The sequence below is a fragment of the Paenibacillus sp. DMB5 genome (genome assembly GCF_001517085.1).
Taxonomy (GTDB): Bacteria; Bacillota; Bacilli; order Paenibacillales; family Paenibacillaceae; genus Paenibacillus_AQ.
Window position 1 is genome coordinate 40,400 of record NZ_LRAC01000145.1, and the last position, 16,482, is coordinate 56,881.

At 53.8% G+C, this 16,482-nt stretch carries 11 protein-coding genes and 1 pseudogene; 4 read left to right on the forward strand and 8 right to left on the reverse strand.

Going from position 1 to position 16,482, the window contains the following annotated elements:
• Positions 1 to 291: 291 nt before the first annotated feature.
• The 4 genes from AWJ19_RS25135 to AWJ19_RS25150 form a co-directional block, all read right to left on the reverse strand.
• Positions 292 to 1,248, reverse strand: coding sequence for a glycoside hydrolase family 43 protein (locus AWJ19_RS25135; RefSeq protein WP_068727990.1), 957 nt, complete (start codon positions 1,246 to 1,248; stop codon positions 292 to 294).
• A 31-nt stretch (positions 1,249 to 1,279) separates the two neighbouring features.
• A complete protein-coding gene (locus AWJ19_RS25140; protein ID WP_241781881.1) occupies positions 1,280 to 3,091 on the reverse strand; it encodes a family 43 glycosylhydrolase in 1,812 nt (603 codons plus the stop codon).
• 63 nt (positions 3,092 to 3,154) lie between these two features.
• Positions 3,155 to 5,539: an alpha-L-arabinofuranosidase C-terminal domain-containing protein gene (locus AWJ19_RS25145; RefSeq protein ID WP_068727992.1), complete on the reverse strand. Its 2,385-nt coding sequence runs from the start codon at positions 5,537 to 5,539 to the stop codon at positions 3,155 to 3,157.
• 294 nt (positions 5,540 to 5,833) lie between these two features.
• Positions 5,834 to 7,036: an ATP-binding protein gene (locus tag AWJ19_RS25150; protein ID WP_068727993.1), complete on the reverse strand. Its 1,203-nt coding sequence runs from the start codon at positions 7,034 to 7,036 to the stop codon at positions 5,834 to 5,836.
• 242 nt (positions 7,037 to 7,278) lie between these two features.
• On the opposite strand from AWJ19_RS25150, the gene AWJ19_RS25155 reads away from it, so the two are divergent.
• Positions 7,279 to 8,175 carry an AraC family transcriptional regulator gene (locus AWJ19_RS25155; RefSeq protein WP_198536635.1) on the forward strand — a complete coding sequence of 299 codons (897 nt, stop codon included), beginning with the start codon at positions 7,279 to 7,281 and terminating at the stop codon, positions 8,173 to 8,175.
• On the opposite strand, the gene AWJ19_RS25160 is transcribed toward AWJ19_RS25155, so the two are convergent.
• Together AWJ19_RS25160 and AWJ19_RS25165 are read right to left on the reverse strand one after the other, a co-directional pair.
• Positions 8,159 to 10,546: a glycoside hydrolase family 95 protein gene (locus AWJ19_RS25160; protein ID WP_068727994.1), complete on the reverse strand. Its 2,388-nt coding sequence runs from the start codon at positions 10,544 to 10,546 to the stop codon at positions 8,159 to 8,161. The two genes, AWJ19_RS25155 and AWJ19_RS25160, sit on opposite strands and share 17 nt — an antisense overlap.
• A 110-nt stretch (positions 10,547 to 10,656) precedes the next feature.
• A complete protein-coding gene (locus AWJ19_RS25165; RefSeq protein ID WP_068727995.1) occupies positions 10,657 to 10,878 on the reverse strand; it encodes a hypothetical protein in 222 nt (73 codons plus the stop codon).
• Positions 10,879 to 11,008: 130 nt separating this feature from the next.
• Here AWJ19_RS25165 and AWJ19_RS25170 point away from each other — a divergent pair.
• Together AWJ19_RS25170 and rarD are read left to right on the forward strand one after the other, a co-directional pair.
• Positions 11,009 to 11,565, forward strand: a pseudogene (locus AWJ19_RS25170) (shikimate kinase).
• A gap of 28 nt (positions 11,566 to 11,593) precedes the next feature.
• Positions 11,594 to 12,472: an EamA family transporter RarD gene (gene rarD, locus AWJ19_RS25175; RefSeq protein ID WP_068727996.1), complete on the forward strand. Its 879-nt coding sequence runs from the start codon at positions 11,594 to 11,596 to the stop codon at positions 12,470 to 12,472.
• Between the two features lie 86 nt (positions 12,473 to 12,558).
• On the opposite strand, the gene AWJ19_RS37705 is transcribed toward rarD, so the two are convergent.
• Both AWJ19_RS37705 and AWJ19_RS25180 read right to left on the reverse strand, forming a co-directional pair.
• Entirely contained in the window at positions 12,559 to 13,224 is a 666-nt protein-coding gene (locus AWJ19_RS37705; protein WP_347231151.1) for an alpha-L-rhamnosidase C-terminal domain-containing protein, read from the reverse strand.
• A 53-nt stretch (positions 13,225 to 13,277) separates the two neighbouring features.
• Positions 13,278 to 15,224 carry a family 78 glycoside hydrolase catalytic domain gene (locus AWJ19_RS25180; RefSeq protein ID WP_347231152.1) on the reverse strand — a complete coding sequence of 649 codons (1,947 nt, stop codon included), beginning with the start codon at positions 15,222 to 15,224 and terminating at the stop codon, positions 13,278 to 13,280.
• A 214-nt stretch (positions 15,225 to 15,438) separates the two neighbouring features.
• Between AWJ19_RS25180 and AWJ19_RS25185 the strand changes: the two genes are divergently transcribed.
• Positions 15,439 to 16,317 carry an AraC family transcriptional regulator gene (locus tag AWJ19_RS25185; RefSeq protein WP_068727997.1) on the forward strand — a complete coding sequence of 293 codons (879 nt, stop codon included), beginning with the start codon at positions 15,439 to 15,441 and terminating at the stop codon, positions 16,315 to 16,317.
• Positions 16,318 to 16,482 lie beyond the last annotated feature (165 nt).

Here is a 16,482-nt window from a genome sequence, read left to right on the forward strand (position 1 = left end):
CTTAATTCTTGTATTTATCGGAGTTTGCGGCCATTAGGTGGAAAAAAGACATCTATTTCGGGCTACTCATCGCAATAAGGGCATTTAGGGCGAATTTAGGTGGCGTTTTTCCAATTAGTTTCCCGATAACCGGGTTTAGCGTAAAAATAGATGCCGAATTTCCAATTAGTCTGGATTAACCCCCTCCCCGACAAGCTATACCCGTAAATTTGATAGATAATCGGAACTGTAACGAAATAAACCGTATCACACCGATGGGTTCCCCCGGCATGATACGGTTCATTCGTTTATTTAGAGCTGCAGTTCTTTGCCGTCCGGTACCGGCAGGCCGAATACCGGCTGCCCCTGCTCATCCCACCCTACCGGCTGGACACGGGCATGACGGTTCGGATCAAACAGGGGATCGCCTGTAATCTCCTTATAGTTTCTGGCATGATAGACGATCAGCTCTTGCGATCCGTCAGCCGATACCGTAAAGCTGTTATGCCCGGGTCCATACTGGCCGGTCTCCTCGCTTGAGGTGAAGACAGGAACCGCGGATTTGGTCCATGAGCCGGCATCCAGCAAATCACTGTCAGCTGCTGCCGTGAGCATTCCCATGCAGTAATTATGGTTAGTGGCGCTGGCAGAATACGTCAGAAAGATTTTACCGTTCTTTTTGAGGACCGCTGCCCCTTCATTAACCCGATAGCCGATTACTTCCCAGTCATACTCCGGCCGGGTAAGCACCGTCTGTCCGCCTTCCAGCGTCCACGGGTTAGCCATCTTCGAGATGAACAGGCTGGAGTTGCCCTGGACCGAAGGGTCCTCCTGGGCCCACACCAGATACCGCACTCCCGCATGCTCAAAGGTTGTTGCATCCAGCGAGAAGGTATCCCAGGCGGTATAAATCCGGCCCTTCTCTTCCCAGCTTCCTGTAAGCGGATTGTCCGATCCGTTCTCCAGTACATACAGACGCTGTGCAAAAGGCGCATCGTCGCTGCCTGCGGAGAAGTACACATACCATTTGCCGCCGATAAAATGAATCTCAGGCGCCCATACATAACCGCTCATAATGCCGGTGACATGCTTGCTCCAAATGACTACCGGCTCGCTGCCGGCAAGCTCCCCGAGGGTCCGCGCTCTGCGCAGCTCAATCCGGTCGTACTCGGGAACTGAAGCGGTGAAATAATAGTAGCCGTCACTGTGCCGGTAGATGCAGGGATCCGCCCGCTGCAGGACTAATGGATTGGTAATGATTTCTTTCATCTCTATTCAACCTCCTGATTATCTGAAGCTTCTACAGGTTCACCGGCTGCATCAGCCCGTTCTCGCCGAAGCTTAACGGATCTATGCAGGTTTCGCGGTGTATTCCCTTGTAATCGTTGAACCGGGTCAGCGGTGTAACGAACCGGTGGTAGGCAATCCAGTACTTCCCGGTATCCGGGTCTTGCAGGATAGAGTGGTGGGCGGTGCCGAGCATATCCTTGTCTTTGTTTTTGCTGAGAACCGTATACTGATAAGATACCGGCCCGTACAGCTGCTCCGCTGTTCCATAGTTCACATGATAATCTTCGCTGCCTGTGTCGTCACAGGACCAGGTGAAATGATACAGCCCGTCCCGTTTGAGCACGGTGACTGCTTCCCGGAAGTCATACAGTCCTTCCAGATTCCGCATGGTGTCTTCAACCACCGAAATCATATCTGCGCCCAGCTCAACAACCGCAGCGTGACTGTTTCCGAACAGCAGATATACCTTGCCGTCATCCTCGGCATAAATGGACGGGTCAATCGCCTGTCCCATGACGATTCCCAGCCGCTTCAGCTGCTCCATGGTAATGAGCGGCTCCGGCTGTGCAGTGAACGGTCCGGCAGGAGCATCGGCAACCGCTACGCCGATCGCACTCTCACCGTCCGGTTTTTTGCCGCAGAAATAATAGAAGTAGCGGCCTTCCTTGCTGGCGATACACGGAGCCCAGGCGCTGCTGACTGCCCACGGCACATCATCGGTTGCCAGATCCAGAATGACGCCTTCGTCCTTCCACAGCTTCAGATCATCCGAAGAGAAGACATGGAACTGCGTTCCCGACCAGCCGGTAAAGCCGTCTGTTGTCGGGTACAGATAGTAACGGTCACCGAACTTGGCCAGATCCGGATCAGCGAATTGGCCCGGCAGTACCTGGTGGCCGTCCCCGAAGGCCTGCAGCAGCAGGCTGGACTCTTCAAAGGTGATTGGCAGCACGCCGCCATGGCGCTTTTTGTTTCTGCCCAGGTCAAACTCGCTGTCTTCCAGCACCCGGAACTCGCCGCTGCCGGGGTCAGAAGTTAGGAGCGGCAGATAGCCCTTACCCTCCGCATAGCGGTCCACGATCAGGCACCATTCCTCACGCCCGTTCAGCTTGAAGATTTCCGGGCCTTCCACACCCATGATGGCTTCGAGAACAGGAGCGTCTACATAGCTGAAGGCATCCTTGTCCAGCGACGCGCCTTCCTCTACCCGGATATTCTTTGTTGTCTCATCCTTGGAATAGCGGTAATACTTGCCGCCTGCCTCAATAATTGTAGTATCAATAATATGGTTGTCGCGCTCGATATATTTCTCAGCCGGCGTGAAGGTACGGAAGTCCTTCGTGCGCGAGCTGTAGATTTTGTGCTTCCGGGCGATTTCCTGCGGCTCCTGTGTAGCGGAAGCCCAAAATACCAGGAATTCGTCCGCAGCCTCGTCATATATGGCTTCAGGAGCCCATACACAGCCGGCTCCTTCTACCCCGACAGTAACCGGCCAAGGCTCTGACCAGTTCACCAGATCGGCGGATTCCCAGACGATAATATCACGGCTTCCTTCCTCAACGGCCGCACCCCAGCCCTTGCCGCTGGCAATGCGCAGATCGGTGGCGATCAGATAGAATTTCCCTTCCTTAGGCGAACGGACAATAAAGGGATCTCTGGCCCCCTTTTCCCCCAGCTCTGACCGCAGAACCGGCAGGCCTCCATTCAGATCCTTCCAATGCAGGCCGTTCTCGCTGTAAGAGAAATAGACCTGTTCACCATCAGGCTGCTCCCCGATAAAATGGACTAACAGATAACCGGAATAAGTTGGTTTTTCGGACAAGATGAACCCTCCCTGCGGGATTAATAGATAGTGTAATAGCTAAAAGCGGGCCTTCCGTTTTGCTTAAGCCTTCTGTACTCTGAATACAGTAACCGAATGTGCCGGGAACTCATAATCAAAGCTGCTTGCTTCAAAGGCGATCGTCCGGCTGGACGGGCTGACCTTCAGCGGCTCGGCAAAGCTGTTCTCTGCATCCAGCTCCACTCCCGACAGCTCATGGACCTCAGCCTGGTAAGTAGCTGCGGCCAATTCCTGCAGTTCGACTGTAACTGGAAGCGGAGTGTCCAGCACGTTGACCGCCTTGACGATCACATCGCCGGTTGCCTCCTCCACACTTGCCGTATAATACAGCGGCTGAATGTCCGGCACACGGTCTTCTGCCGAGTTGATAACAGCCCCGTTTATTGAAGCCGTAATCACGCGGCCGCTGACATGCAGCTCCAGCTCATAATCGGTATCATTCTCCACAGTGAACAGGCTTTGAGTCATGCAGGAGCCCCGGCCGTCAGTTACCGCACTCAGCGTGCTGTCCTGGTTCTGCCAGCCGCCAAGCTCCCAGTTCAGCCGGTTCTTGCAATCCTGCATGCCGAAGAAGATCAGGAAGGCGCGGACGCCGCCTGTTTTGCGGGCAGTCAATCTGAGCGTATAATCACTCCAGTCCGTTTCCCCCAGCAGGAATGAACGCTGTTCTTCCTCTTTGCTCGCAGTGCCTTCCGTATCATTAAGCTCGACAGGCGCTTCGATCATCTTCTGTTCACCTGTAAGATTGTTGATCAGCGTAATGTTGCTGTACGTAACGGCAGATTTCTCTGCAGCCAGGACAATGCTGCCCTTCACCGGCTCCTGAACAGGCTCCGGCTTCTCCGGAAGATTCTCGGCAGCAATTCTCAGCAGCCGGTCCCCCTGATGGTTCATAAACAGCTTCTGTACATAATAATTCGGCGTACCGAACACCTCATGGTTATTGAACCAGATCATATCCGGCTTCCAGTTAACATAGTCGACATTGCACAGCATCGGCGCGTAGCAGGCCAGGCCGACGGCATGGGCATTGCTCTCCAGCCGGGTCATGAATGCGGCTTCCACCAGGGCGTTATAGTAGGTATTGCCCCAGGAAGCATATTCACCAAGGAATACCTTAGGCTCATCCGCCTTGAAGCTGTCGTACCGGTCCATGTTGGCCAGGAACCACTCCGGGGACTGGTAGTAATGCTCGTCAACCAGATCCGAGCCGTGTTCTCTGGCCGAGGCCCAGCCCCGCTCATATTCGCCGCCGGCAGCAAACGGACCGCTGCTGTTGATTACCTGAATATGAGGATACCGCTCCTTGATCGCCTTGTGGAAATACGGATACCGCTCAAAGAACGGCTCGCCGACCTCCTCGTTGCCGATCGCGATGTATTCCAGCCCGAAGGGCTCAGGATGGCCGAGTGAGCTGCGGATTCCGCCCCACTCCGTCGTTGCGTCGCCTGTGGCGAATTCAATCAGGTCCAGTGCATCCTGAATCCATGGTCCGAGCTCGTCAAGGGGAACGATCCGCTTGTGGTGGGGATCATAGCCGCCCGGCAGAACAGGAATGGCCTTGGCCCCGATGTCTTCGCAGAACTGGAAGTATTCGTAGTAGCCCAGACCCAGCGTCTGATTGTACTGCCAGTTATTCCGTCTCGCCGGGCGTGCAGCAAGCTCCCCGATTGTATTCTTCCAGCGGTACATCGAATTCCGGTCATCCGGGTTCAGTGACCCGTCATGAACAAGGCAGCCGCCGGGAAAACGCATAAATTTCGGCTTCATGTCAGCCAGCAGGACGGCAATATCCTCACGCAGTCCGTTACGGCGTCCGAGATAGGTCTTCTGAGGGAACAACGATACCAGATCAACCTCGAGTCTTCCCTGCCCGCCGGTCAGTATGACCAGCCTGCAGGCATTGTCGGTGCAGCCAGCCGTGAGAACCGCTTCATATTTCTGCCACTGATCCGACTCTACGGTCAGCTCAGCTGAAGCACATACCGCCCCGTTGCTGTCTTCAATGAGGACACGCAACGGGGTGCTGAAGCTGTCACTGCGCCGTGCATAGAGCGAGAACAGGTAATGCTCGCCTTCCTTTACCGGAATACCTGTATTGAAGCCGGCATTGGACAGGCCCACACCGTCTCCAGGCTCAGTGATTTCAATCACCGCATAGTGCGGGTTTTTGGGATGGAATGGGGATTCACTCGCAATGCTCAGCTCCGCACGCCCGCCTCCGCGCTCTGCCTTTTCCCAGGCTGTCAAAGCGTGGTAGGTGGGATGATCAATTGGATCGAATTCAAACGAGCGGTTCTGGACCAGCTCCGCATACAATCCCCCGTCGGCTGCATGGTTGAGATCTTCAAAGAAAATGCCGAACAAATCGCCCAGCGGGGCTCCCGTTTGTTGCGCATACACCTTCAGCTTGGTCTGTTTATCCATTAGTTTGGGTCCTCTCTGCATAAACTTATTTAGTTAATATATTTATTAATACATTTATAATTATAAAAGTATTATAGACAGATGAACTGGAAGGAGTCAATCCATTATTATTGAAGCAGATGACTTAATATCATTTCAATGAATCAGGTTACGGTTTTTAATTAATAAATATATTAATCACACTCGCAACCTCAATACAAAACAGTTCCGCCCGGCCGCTTCATATCTGCTTCATATATAACAAAAAGACCCGCCTCCCTGCAGGTCCTTTCTGCATTCTTATACTCACATAGCTTATGATACATTTCCCTCCATACAAGCAGCATAATCGCTGACCCACGGCAGGCTGACCTTCACACTCGTTCCCACCATTATTTCCGAATTCACCTGGATCTGTCCGCCGTACATTTCGATTAATTGTTTGCAGATGGACAACCCGATACCGGTTCCTTTTTGCTTCGTGGTAAAAAACGGGTCAAAAATCCGGTTTAGCTTATCCTTCGGAATACCTGCTCCGTTATCGGTAAAAACCAGGATGATTTCGTCTGTCTCATCCTGCGTCGTAATAGTAACATCAATTCTGCCGCTGAAGGCTGTGAAGGCGTCGATGCTGTTCTTCAAAATATTCAGGAAGACCTGCTCCAGCTGCGAGGCGCTTCCCAGCGTCCACACCTGTTCTGCAGAATAATCCACATTAAGAACAATATTATCGCTGAGGATGAGCTGATTCACGATATTTACAACCCGGTGTATAACTTCAATTACATTGAAAATTTCACCATCTCTTTGCAGGCTGTCCCCCTTCCGGGAGAGCACTAGAAAATCCGTGACCAGTCTGTTCAGGTTATCAATCTCCTTAATCGTGATATCCAGATAGCTTCGCAATTCTGCCGCCTTGATCTCGGGTTCATTCAGCCGGTTATTGATCAGTTGGGCGAAGCCCTTGATAGAAGCCAGCGGATTGCGGATTTCATGTGCCATTCCTGCAGCCATCTGCCCCATTACTGCTATTTTTTGCTCATGCAGGCTGTCAATTTCCTCATTTCTATTAGACAGATAGCCCCTGGCAAAACCGGTAAACCGGACCCAGTTGCATTCCATCAGACGGCCGTTAAAAAACAGCCGGTTCACGGAGTCATCCACCTTCTCCTCAATAATTCCGAACATGATGTTCTGGGCTGTCAGGTTCAGATCCTTGCTCATCTCCATCATAATATCAAAGTGTTCGCCGAAGATGTCTGCGAGGAATATCCCTTGCTGGACACCCTCCCTGTGCGAATTATCCAGAAACCGCCCATAATCGGCAGCGTTCATGTACAGGGCTTCTATCATATGTAATAAAATCGCAGTGAAGCTGGAATCCAGCAGTTCCTTATGTGATTCTATAAACCCGGCAAGACCGTTTTCCTTCCTCATTAAGGACTGATAATGACTGTCCAGAATAACCGGAACCGATAACGTTAATGATGTGCGCAACTCAACTTCACTGTATGCCATTACTGTCCTCCCTTTACCTTAGCAGCTATATATATATTCAAGGATCACCCTAAGCACTTAGCCCAAATAAATATTCCCTATTTGAACTGTACGCTGACCCGTGCACTTTGTAAATATTGGATTACGGAAAGTTTCAGAGCCCCGGGATAACCGTCAGATATTGGCCGGATTCCGGCATTGCATGCTAAAATCATCTAAGAGAATTCTTGATGTCCACTGCTTACGGATCGGAGAGTATGAATGTGAACAATCAGCAATTAACCCGGATGTATATGGAGAATCTTGAGGTACGCGTAACGGCTGCAGGATACAATCAGGTGTGGACCGACTGGCGGGAGCTGGATTACACACCCGACTACAACAAGTTTTACCTGATATGTGAAGGGGAGGGCTGGCTGAAAATCGGCGATGCCGAGTTCAGTCCGCAGCCCGGGGAATGGTTCCTGATGCCGCAGGGCATCAAGCAGTCCTTTTCTTATACCTCCGGCCCCAGGTACACAAAGTACTGGTGTCATTTTACCGCGCGGATCGGGGAACGCAATCTGTTTGATCTGCTGCAGACGCCGCTCTGGATCGACACGGAGCAGGACAGCGGGCCGATTGAGCTTTTCCGTGAGCTGCTGAAGCACCATAAAGATCCTGCCATCACTGGTCCGCTGCTCGTCAAATCCGCCATGCTCAAGCTTATAGCCCACTATCTGGAACACAGTGCCGTAACCCCGCAAGGCCTCAGGCCGGCAGCGGTATCTGAGCCGCTTCAGCAGGTCATCTCGCATATTCAGCGCTGCTATCACCGGAATCTGACCATTGAAGAGCTGGCTGAGCTGGCGCACCTGCAGCCCAATTATTTTATCCGTGTGTTTAAACGGCAGTTCGGGACCTCCCCGATTCAATACATTAATAAAAAAAGACTCGAGGAAGCCAAGCTGCTGCTTGCAACCACTAATCTTCTGCTGTCGGAAATCGGTGACAAGGTCGGCATACCCGACATCTCCTATTTATCGAGAATATTCAAGGCATCCACCGGGTTCTCGCCCTCAGCTTACCGGCTGACCTTCAGCCGGGAGCTGTTGCAGGTAAACGCAAAAAACCTCAGCAATGAGGTTTTTTGGGCTGAACAGGCTATTTCTGTACGGTGAGCGTATACCGCTTGCCGGCTTCAACCGGAAACTCGGCAATCCCATCCGTTACCGTAACATTCTCTACTCTGGTTCCGGCTTCGCTAATCTGAATCAGTTGACCGGCCAGTACCCGGCAGGTTTGTGTATGGGAGGCCGTAATAACCGCCCCGGACAAGCTTCCATTGCTCCAGTCCAGCTCTACTTCATAGCCGCCTCTGGCGCGCAGTCCTTTCACATATCCGTCCGGCCAGGAGTCCGGCAGCGCCGGCAGCAGCGCAAGGAATCCCTGATGGGACTGCAGCAGCATCTCGGCAATGCCCGAAGTGGCGGCAAAGTTGCCGTCAATCTGAAACGGCGGATGGGCATCGAACAGATTCGCGTATACGCCGCCCTCTGCAGCCCGGTTACGCTCTGTCTCATTTTCCCTGACAAGGGTGAGCAGGTTGGAAATCAGCCGCTCTGCCCGGTTGCCGTCCCTGAAGCGGGCCCACAGGCTGATTTTCCAGCCCAGGCTCCAGCCTGTTCCGCCGTCTCCCCGGATCTCCAGCGCGGTTCTGGCTGCCCGGAACAGCTCAGGCGCTGACTGCTCCGAGATCAGCCGGCCCGGATATACACCAACCAGATGGGAGACGTGACGGTGATGGACGTCCTCCTCCGGATAATCCTCAGACCATTCCTGCAGCCTGCCCTGCTGGTCAACGCGCAGAGGCAGCATGCGCGCCTTCGCACGCGCCAGGGTACCAGCGAACTCTTCATCCATCTGCAGCAATTCCGCTGACTCCATACAGTTGCTGAACAATTCGGCGATCAGCGACAGATCCATCGTTGCTGCTTCACTGACAGCATGCAGTCCGCCTCCGGCTTCAAACTTATGCTCCGGAGAGGTGGAAGGTGACGTAATCAGCTCTCCATCCTCATTCTCAATCAGCCAGTCCAGGCAGAACAGCGCCGCATCCTTCATCACCGGATACGCGGTCTCACGCAGATAATCCATATCTCCGCTGAAAAGATAATGCTCCCACAAATGCTGGGTCAGCCACACCGCGCCCATGGGCCAGAGCGTCCACACCGGATCACCGTCACCGTAAGCGCCTGCCGGGCCTGTCTGGGCCCACAGGTCGGAATTGTGATGGGCAACCCAGCCTCTGGCGCCATAGTTTACCTCGGCAGTCTTCCGGCCATTGACCGCCAGACTGCCGATATAATCAATGAACGGCTCATGCAGCTCGGCCAGATTGCACACCTCCGCCGGCCAGTAATTCATTTCGGCATTGATGTTCAGCGTATAGTTGGAGCTCCACGGAGCACGGGTCTCCTGGTTCCAGATCCCCTGCAGGTTCGCAGGCTGGGTTCCCGGCCGGGAGCTGGCGATCAGCAGATATCTGCCGTAATGAAACAGCAGCTCCACCAGCCCCGGATCACTGCTTCCGTATTCGGCGATCCGCTGGTCGGTCGGCAGATCGGCAGGAGCCTTGCCTGGCCCGAGATGCAGCTTCACTCTGTCAAAAAGCGCACGGTGATCCCGCAGGTGATCCTGCAGAACCGCAGCGTAGTCCCTGCTGCCGGCCGCCTGAATAATCCGGGCGGTCACCTCCCCGGGAATACGTTCCGGGCTGCTTGCCCTGAGCAGCGGATCGAAGCTTGTCGCTGCGCTGAAGTACAGCGTGGCCGAGGTCGCCCCGCTAAGATGCAGTCCTTCCACTCCCGCATGCAGGCTTCCGCCCTCATGTATTACTGCGAGCCTTCCCTGGAATTGCAAACCCCGGGATGCTCCGGAGGTTCCGTAACGGACCGGCTCGGCAGACGCATAATAATTCGGGTCCACATGCTCGGGAGCATGGCCGGAGATCGTAAAGTGCTCCTGCTCAAGCCGGATACTGTGGCGAAGCGGGCTGTCCAGTGCGGCAAGGAAGCTCAGCGCACCTTCCCGGCTGGCCGTCAGCCTGACGGCTATAACCTGATCCGGATGCGAGACAAGCACCTCACGCTTATACTGCACACCGCCGATCCTGTATTGTACGCTGACCAGACCGGCTGAAAGATCCAGCTTCCGACTGTAGCTTCCCCGCTCTATGGATTGTCCGTGCTCCATCGTAATATTCAGGTCCCCCAGCGGCAGGTAGGACTGCGTGTATGGGCCCATCATTTGCTTGCTGAGCTGATCCGCCTCCCCATAGCGGCCCTGAGCAATCAGGGATCTTACCTCCGGCAATACCTCCCTGGCTCCCGGATTGTTCCATTCGCGGGGATAACCTGACCAGAGGGTATCTTCATTCAAAGCAATCCGTTCACGCTCAATACCGCCAAATACCATTGCGCCAAGATTACCGTTCCCTGCAGGCAGCGCTTCTGTCCAATAAACAGCAGGGGCAGAAAATTGTATATTCACCAGGGTAGAACCTCCATTTATCCGGTTGATGATGTTTCCATCTAATCCTACCAACCCCGGGCAGCCGGATGAATGTCCGATCCTATCTTTCTTTTGGAGAAAATTATCATTCAATCAGAAAAATGCGGGAATCCGAAAATCCAGATCAGCACACCGAGAATCATCAGGGCTATACCGGCGATTCTGGATAAAATCAGCGGAACGCCTTTCGTATACTTTTTGGTCTCCACTTTATTAGGCGTGGTTATGTTCACGGTCACTTTGCTCTGTACAAGATACAGAAGCCCAAGAATAAACAGCGCCAAGCCTGCCAGCACCCTAAGGATCAGCATTGTGTAACCCCCTCGTTCATAGTCATCTCTGCCGCATACCGTTCATTACCCTATAAGCTGTGCATTTAATGATACGCCCGTTTCTTTTTCCTGTGTTATTATGAATCAAAATGCTCACAGGGGGATTTAGATGAAGCTGATCATTCTATTCGGGCCGCAGGCTCCGGCAAAATGACCATCGGACATGAGCTGGAAAAGATCACAGAGCTGAAGCTGTTCCACAACCATATGACGATTGAGCTGCTTGTACCTTTTTTCGGCTTCAGTCCGGAGATGTGGGAGCTCGTCAACAAATTCCGCCAGGACATATTCGAAACGGCTGCCGGCAGCGGGCTGTATGGAATGATTTTCACCTACGTATGGGCCTTTGATCTGCAGAATGACTGGGATTACATCGAATCCGTCTGTACCATAATCGAAGAACGGGGCGGTGAAGTATACCTGGTTGAGCTTGAGACCGCTCTTGAGGAACGGCTGGAACGGAACAAAACACCCCACCGGCTTGAGCATAAGCCCACCAAACGGGATGTCACCCGCTCTGAGCAGAACCTGCTGCAGACGATGGAACAGCACCGGCTGAATTCTCATGAGGGGGAAATCACCAGGGAGCGTTATTTAAGAATCAACAATACGAACCTGTCTGCCGCTGAGGTCGCACAGAGAATTAAGGAGAGCTTTCAGCTGTAGTGTTTAAACGTGAAGAGGAGAATTGGAAATGAATAACGGATTGGTCAACGCTATAATCGCTTATATCATGTGGGGAATTCTCCCGCTGTATTGGAAGTTATTTAATGATGTGCCGGCAGGTGAGATTCTGTCGCACCGGGTAGTCTGGTCGTTCGTTTTCATGGCTGTTTTCGTCGCCGTCCAGCGCCGCTGGGGTGATATCAGGCGGATTGCGGCCAGCCGCTCACAGCTGTTATCGCTCACAGCCAGCGGACTTCTGATCGCTGTGAATTGGCTCATCTTTATCTGGGCGGTGAATAACGGGCATGTCGTCGAGACCAGTCTCGGCTATTATCTGAACCCGCTGTTTAATGTGCTCCTTGCAGTCGTCTTTCTCCATGAGAAGCCAAACCGCGGCCAATGGCTTGCGATTGCCATCGCCAGCGCCGCGGTGCTTATTATCGCCATCAACTATGGACGTTTCCCGTGGATCGCGATCTCGCTGGCCGTGTCGTTCGGCCTGTACGGCCTGGCCAAGAAGAAGACCATACAGGATGCTTCTGTGGGCTTGCTGTCAGAGACAGCCGTAGTTTTGCCCATCGCGCTCGGCTATTGGATCTATTTGGCGGTCACAGGAGAGTCTACAGCCTGGGCGCTGTCCCCGTCGATGTTTGCCGGGTTGCTTCTCTCCGGCGCGGTAACGGCCTTGCCCCTGCTCTTTTTTGCCCGGGCAGCTGCCCGGATGTCACTGTCCGCACTCGGCTTTGTACAATACATCGGGCCGACCATTATGCTGTTATTGAGCATATTTGTGTTTAAGGAAACGGTCTCGCCTGTTCTGCTCCTCGGCTTCGCACTTATCTGGACAGCGCTTGTCGTATACGCCGCCTCCTCGGTCCGCAGCACAAAGCTTGCCAAGGCAAATTAATCATTCCCGTTAAGCCAATCAAAAAGCGGCAGTCTAAAGACACTGTATTCCCGTCTATAGCTGCCACTTTTTTTGCAATTATCGTTTTAAGCAATCGTGAACCGGTAATTCCCCGATCCTATGGTCAGCTTCCGGACACCGGCGTTCTCTTCTGCGGATAGAACCCCGCTTACATGATCCAGCGCTTCCCCGCTCTCCAAAATCCTCCCCCGCTGCCCGGACGGCAGTACGAGCTCAGCCGTAGTATTGGCCGGGACCGTTATCTTCAGCTCCAGTGAACCATCTGCCAGCTTGCTCCATGCTGACCGGATTGGTCCGTATACGGAACTGTAGGAAGCTTCCGCCCAAGTGAGCTGACCGCCCGGCTGGGGCTGGATGCGGATTTTTTTGTAGCCCGGCTCGATAAGCTCGATCCCCCCGGCAATACGGTAGAGCCAGTCCCCGACAGCGCCGTAAGCATAATGGTTGTAAGAGTTCATATTGTCGCTCCAGAAGGAGCCGTCCGGCTTGATTCCATCCCAGTGCTCCCAGATCGTCGTCGCCCCCTGAAGGACGGAATACAGCCAGGAAGGGTATTCCTTCTGCAGCACCAGCTCATAGGCCAGGTCGGTGTACCCGAAGCGGGAGAGGACCAGGCACAGATACGGCGTCCCCACAAAGCCGGTCGTCAGATGGGTTCCGTTTTCTTTTACATGATCAGCAAGCATCGCAGCCGTACGCGGACGGTCTTTTTCCTCCAAAAGATCGAACATCAGCACAACTGCATAAGCCGTTTGTGTGGGAGAGGCCACCCGGCCGCTTGGCGTTACGAATCCTCACGGAAAGCGCGGATGATATTGCCGTGCAGCTGACGGTATTTCTCAGCCTCCTCCTGTTGCCCGGTTACCTCTGCGGTTTTGGCCAAAAGCTCTGTTGAATAGGCAAAAAAAGCGGTGGCGATCAAATCCTTCGGCGTTGCCCCAATGTAGCTGTTCTCCTTCGCATCCAGCCCCAGCCAGTCTCCAAAGTGGTGGCCGGTGTTCCACAGGAATTCATGCTCGCCCTGGGCACGGATATATTCCACCCAAGCCTTCATGCTGGGATACTGCTGCTTCAGTATACGGACGTCCCCGTAGCACTGGTAAAGTGTCCACGGACAAATGACGGCGGCATCCCCCCAGGCAGAAGATCCATAACCTGCTGTCGGGATGTCAGGAATGACATGCGGCACTCTTCCGTCCGCCTCCTGGTCGGCAGCGAGATCCTTTAACCATTTTTCAAAAAAAGGCACCACATTCATATTAAAGGCCGCCGTACGGATGAACACCTGCGCATCGCCCGTCCAGCCGAGTCTTTCGTCACGCTGCGGGCAGTCGGTCGGCACATCGAGGAAATTCCCTTTTTGGCCCCACAGAATATTATGCTGCAGCTGGTTCACCAGCTCATCCGAGCAGCTGAAGCTGCCGGTCTGCTCCAGATCAGAATGGATCACACAGCCGGTGAACTGTTCCAGCAGCTGATCGTGCGGCACACCCGTCACTTGGACATAACGGAAGCCCTGGAATGTAAAATGCGGCTCAAATGTCTCCGGCTCTCCGCCCCGGCAGATATAAGTCACGGTCTGCTTGGCGGAACGCAGGTTACCGGTATAAAAATTACCGTCCCGGTCCAGCACCTCGGCATGCTGCAGCGTAACCACTGTACCGGCTTCAGCATCTACTCTAAATCTGACCCAGCCGACCATATTCTGGCCCATATCCAGCACAGTTGCTCCTGCCGGTGTAGTTATGACCGCGATAGGCTTAATGGTTTCAACAATCCGGGCCGGCTCGTTCTCCTGGGCTACCAGCAGCGGAGGCGGAGCGTCCGTTAGTGCCGCTTGCTTCCAATGGTGGCCCGCAAAGTTGGGAGAAGCCCATCCTTCAGGCTCAAGCCGCGCATCATAGGTTTCACCGTGATACAGCTCTGACATCAGCAGCGGTCCGGTTGAAGTGCGCCAGCTGCCGTCTGTGACAATGATTTGTTCCGAGCCGTCGGCTAATGTAATATGCAGTTGAACGAGTAACGCACGCTGTTTGCCGTAATGGTCTTTGCCTCCGTCCCAGGCCAAATAGCCTTTGTACCAGCCGTTCCCTACGATACAGCCAAGTGTATTCCCGCCCGCCGTGAGCATCCGGGTCACATCATAGGTCTGATACTGCAGCCGTTTGTTGTAGCTCGTCCAGCCGGGGTTGAACAGTGTATCATCCGCCGGGGAACCGTTTACATATAATCTGTACAAGCCAAGTGATGTTGCGTAAATGCGCGCAGAGACAGCACCGGCAGGAAGCTCGAATTGTGTGCGGAAATAATCGCACGGGTCTTCGCTTTTCTCAGTGAGCTGCCCGGGAACGGGTGCCGTTATCCAGCTCGCCTGCCAGTTTTGCGTTGAGAGCAATCCCGTTTCCCAGTATGCCGGTGCGCTCCAGGCTGAGCCGTTACCTTCGGAATCCCATGCCCGGATTCTGAAGTAATAACGGGTGCGCGGCTGTAAGGTTTTCCCCTGGTATTCTATGTGCACACTGGAATCGGATACGACCTTTCCGGTATCCCACACGAGCTCTGCTTCTGCTTCAAAAGACGGATCACAGCCCGCCTGAATCTGATATGCGGATTGGATGAAGCCTCTTGTCTCCGCCTGGATCTGCCAGCTGAGCCGAGGGTTAAGATCATCCATTCCTAAGGGATTTCTTCTGTAATCCACCATTAGGTTTAACACTTTACACTGGGTCATTTAAGCCGCTCCTTTAAGTAAGATGTAGTCCTCAGGCCGTTCACGGTTTCCTGTCTCCCTTCCGTTTCCGGCATTTCTACGTCTATTGTATGGGGCAGATTCGTTGTATATGGGGGCTGTTCCGGACATTCTTATAGGCTGATCTGGACATTCCCAGCCTGATTGCTTAGGATGAAGTCAGTATATTATCCAACGCTGAAAAGGAGTAATCCGCATGACCGTCAGACGCAGCAGCTTCGTGATGTCGGGCCAGGCGTTTTTTGGACCGGATATTCCCGTCTATGTTAACCGTGCCTACGAAAATTTCGAGCTGCATGAGCATTCTCATGAATTCGTCGAAATTACATATGTCAGTGAAGGCTCAGGGGTTCATTACATTGACGATGAGGCACTGCCGGTGGAGCATGGAACCCTGTTCTTTATCCCCGTCGGGCGCAGCCATGTGTTCCGGCCCAGAACAACCAAGAAGGACCGGCCGCTGATCGTATATAACTGCCTTTTTCCGGTGGACTATTTGACCGGGCTCCGGGGGGCTTTTCCGCAGGCTGCGGATATTTGTGATTATTTCGCAGATGAGCATATGCCCTGGTTCTCCATAAAAGACACAACCGGAGCCTACCATTCGCATTTCCAGGAGCTGTACAGCGAGTTCTCGGCCAGGCTGCCGGGGTATTTGGCCGTTATAGCCGCGCTCATTGTGCGGCTGCTGACCGGCCTGTACAGACAGCAGCTGCAGACCGGCACATCTATAGGGGCGAGACCGCAATGGATGGCGGTCGAAGAAGCCATCGCCAGCATGAAAATCCATTATGCCGGCGGTCTGACGCTCAGCGGGATGGCCGCTGCAGCCAACCTCAGTGAGCGGCAGTTCAGCCGGCTCTTCCGGCAGCAGACCGGCATGAGCTTCACCGCTTACCTGCACAATATCCGCATGGACGCTGCCTGCCGGCTGCTTGCGGGCACCAGCCACAGCGTTGCCGAGATTGCTGCAGCCGTCGGCTATGCCGATCTGAAATTTTTCTACCAGCTGTTCAGGCGGAAGATAGGCATGGCCCCCCGGCAGTACCGGCTTAGTGTGCGGGCTGAGGAGTAACTAGGAACAGGGGCGGCTGTTTCGAGGCGCGGGGCGGGGTAGCTTTTGTGTGGGGATTAGTGGAGGAAGGGGATTTTTCCCCTTAATGGTGGGCTCGGGACGGGGGGTTGGCCTATTTAATGGGATTTTTCCCTTTAATGGCGGGCTTAGGACGGGGATATGGCT

What these genes read in the sequence shown, in the direction of transcription:
- AWJ19_RS25165 (WP_068727995.1), bottom strand. Translation starts at nt 10,878, where the DNA reads ATGCTGATCCTTAGGGTGCTGGCAGGCTTGGCGCTGTTTATTCTTGGG.
- AWJ19_RS37705 (WP_347231151.1), bottom strand. Translation starts at nt 13,224, where the DNA reads ATGTTCGATCTTTTGGAGGAAAAAGACCGTCCGCGTACGGCTGCGATG.
- AWJ19_RS25145 (WP_068727992.1), bottom strand. Translation starts at nt 5,539, where the DNA reads ATGGATAAACAGACCAAGCTGAAGGTGTATGCGCAACAAACGGGAGCC.
- AWJ19_RS25180 (WP_347231152.1), bottom strand. Translation starts at nt 15,224, where the DNA reads ATGACCCAGTGTAAAGTGTTAAACCTAATGGTGGATTACAGAAGAAAT.
- AWJ19_RS25150 (WP_068727993.1), bottom strand. Translation starts at nt 7,036, where the DNA reads ATGGCATACAGTGAAGTTGAGTTGCGCACATCATTAACGTTATCGGTT.
- AWJ19_RS25185 (WP_068727997.1), top strand. Translation starts at nt 15,439, where the DNA reads ATGACCGTCAGACGCAGCAGCTTCGTGATGTCGGGCCAGGCGTTTTTT.
- rarD (WP_068727996.1), top strand. Translation starts at nt 11,594, where the DNA reads ATGAATAACGGATTGGTCAACGCTATAATCGCTTATATCATGTGGGGA.
- AWJ19_RS25135 (WP_068727990.1), bottom strand. Translation starts at nt 1,248, where the DNA reads ATGAAAGAAATCATTACCAATCCATTAGTCCTGCAGCGGGCGGATCCC.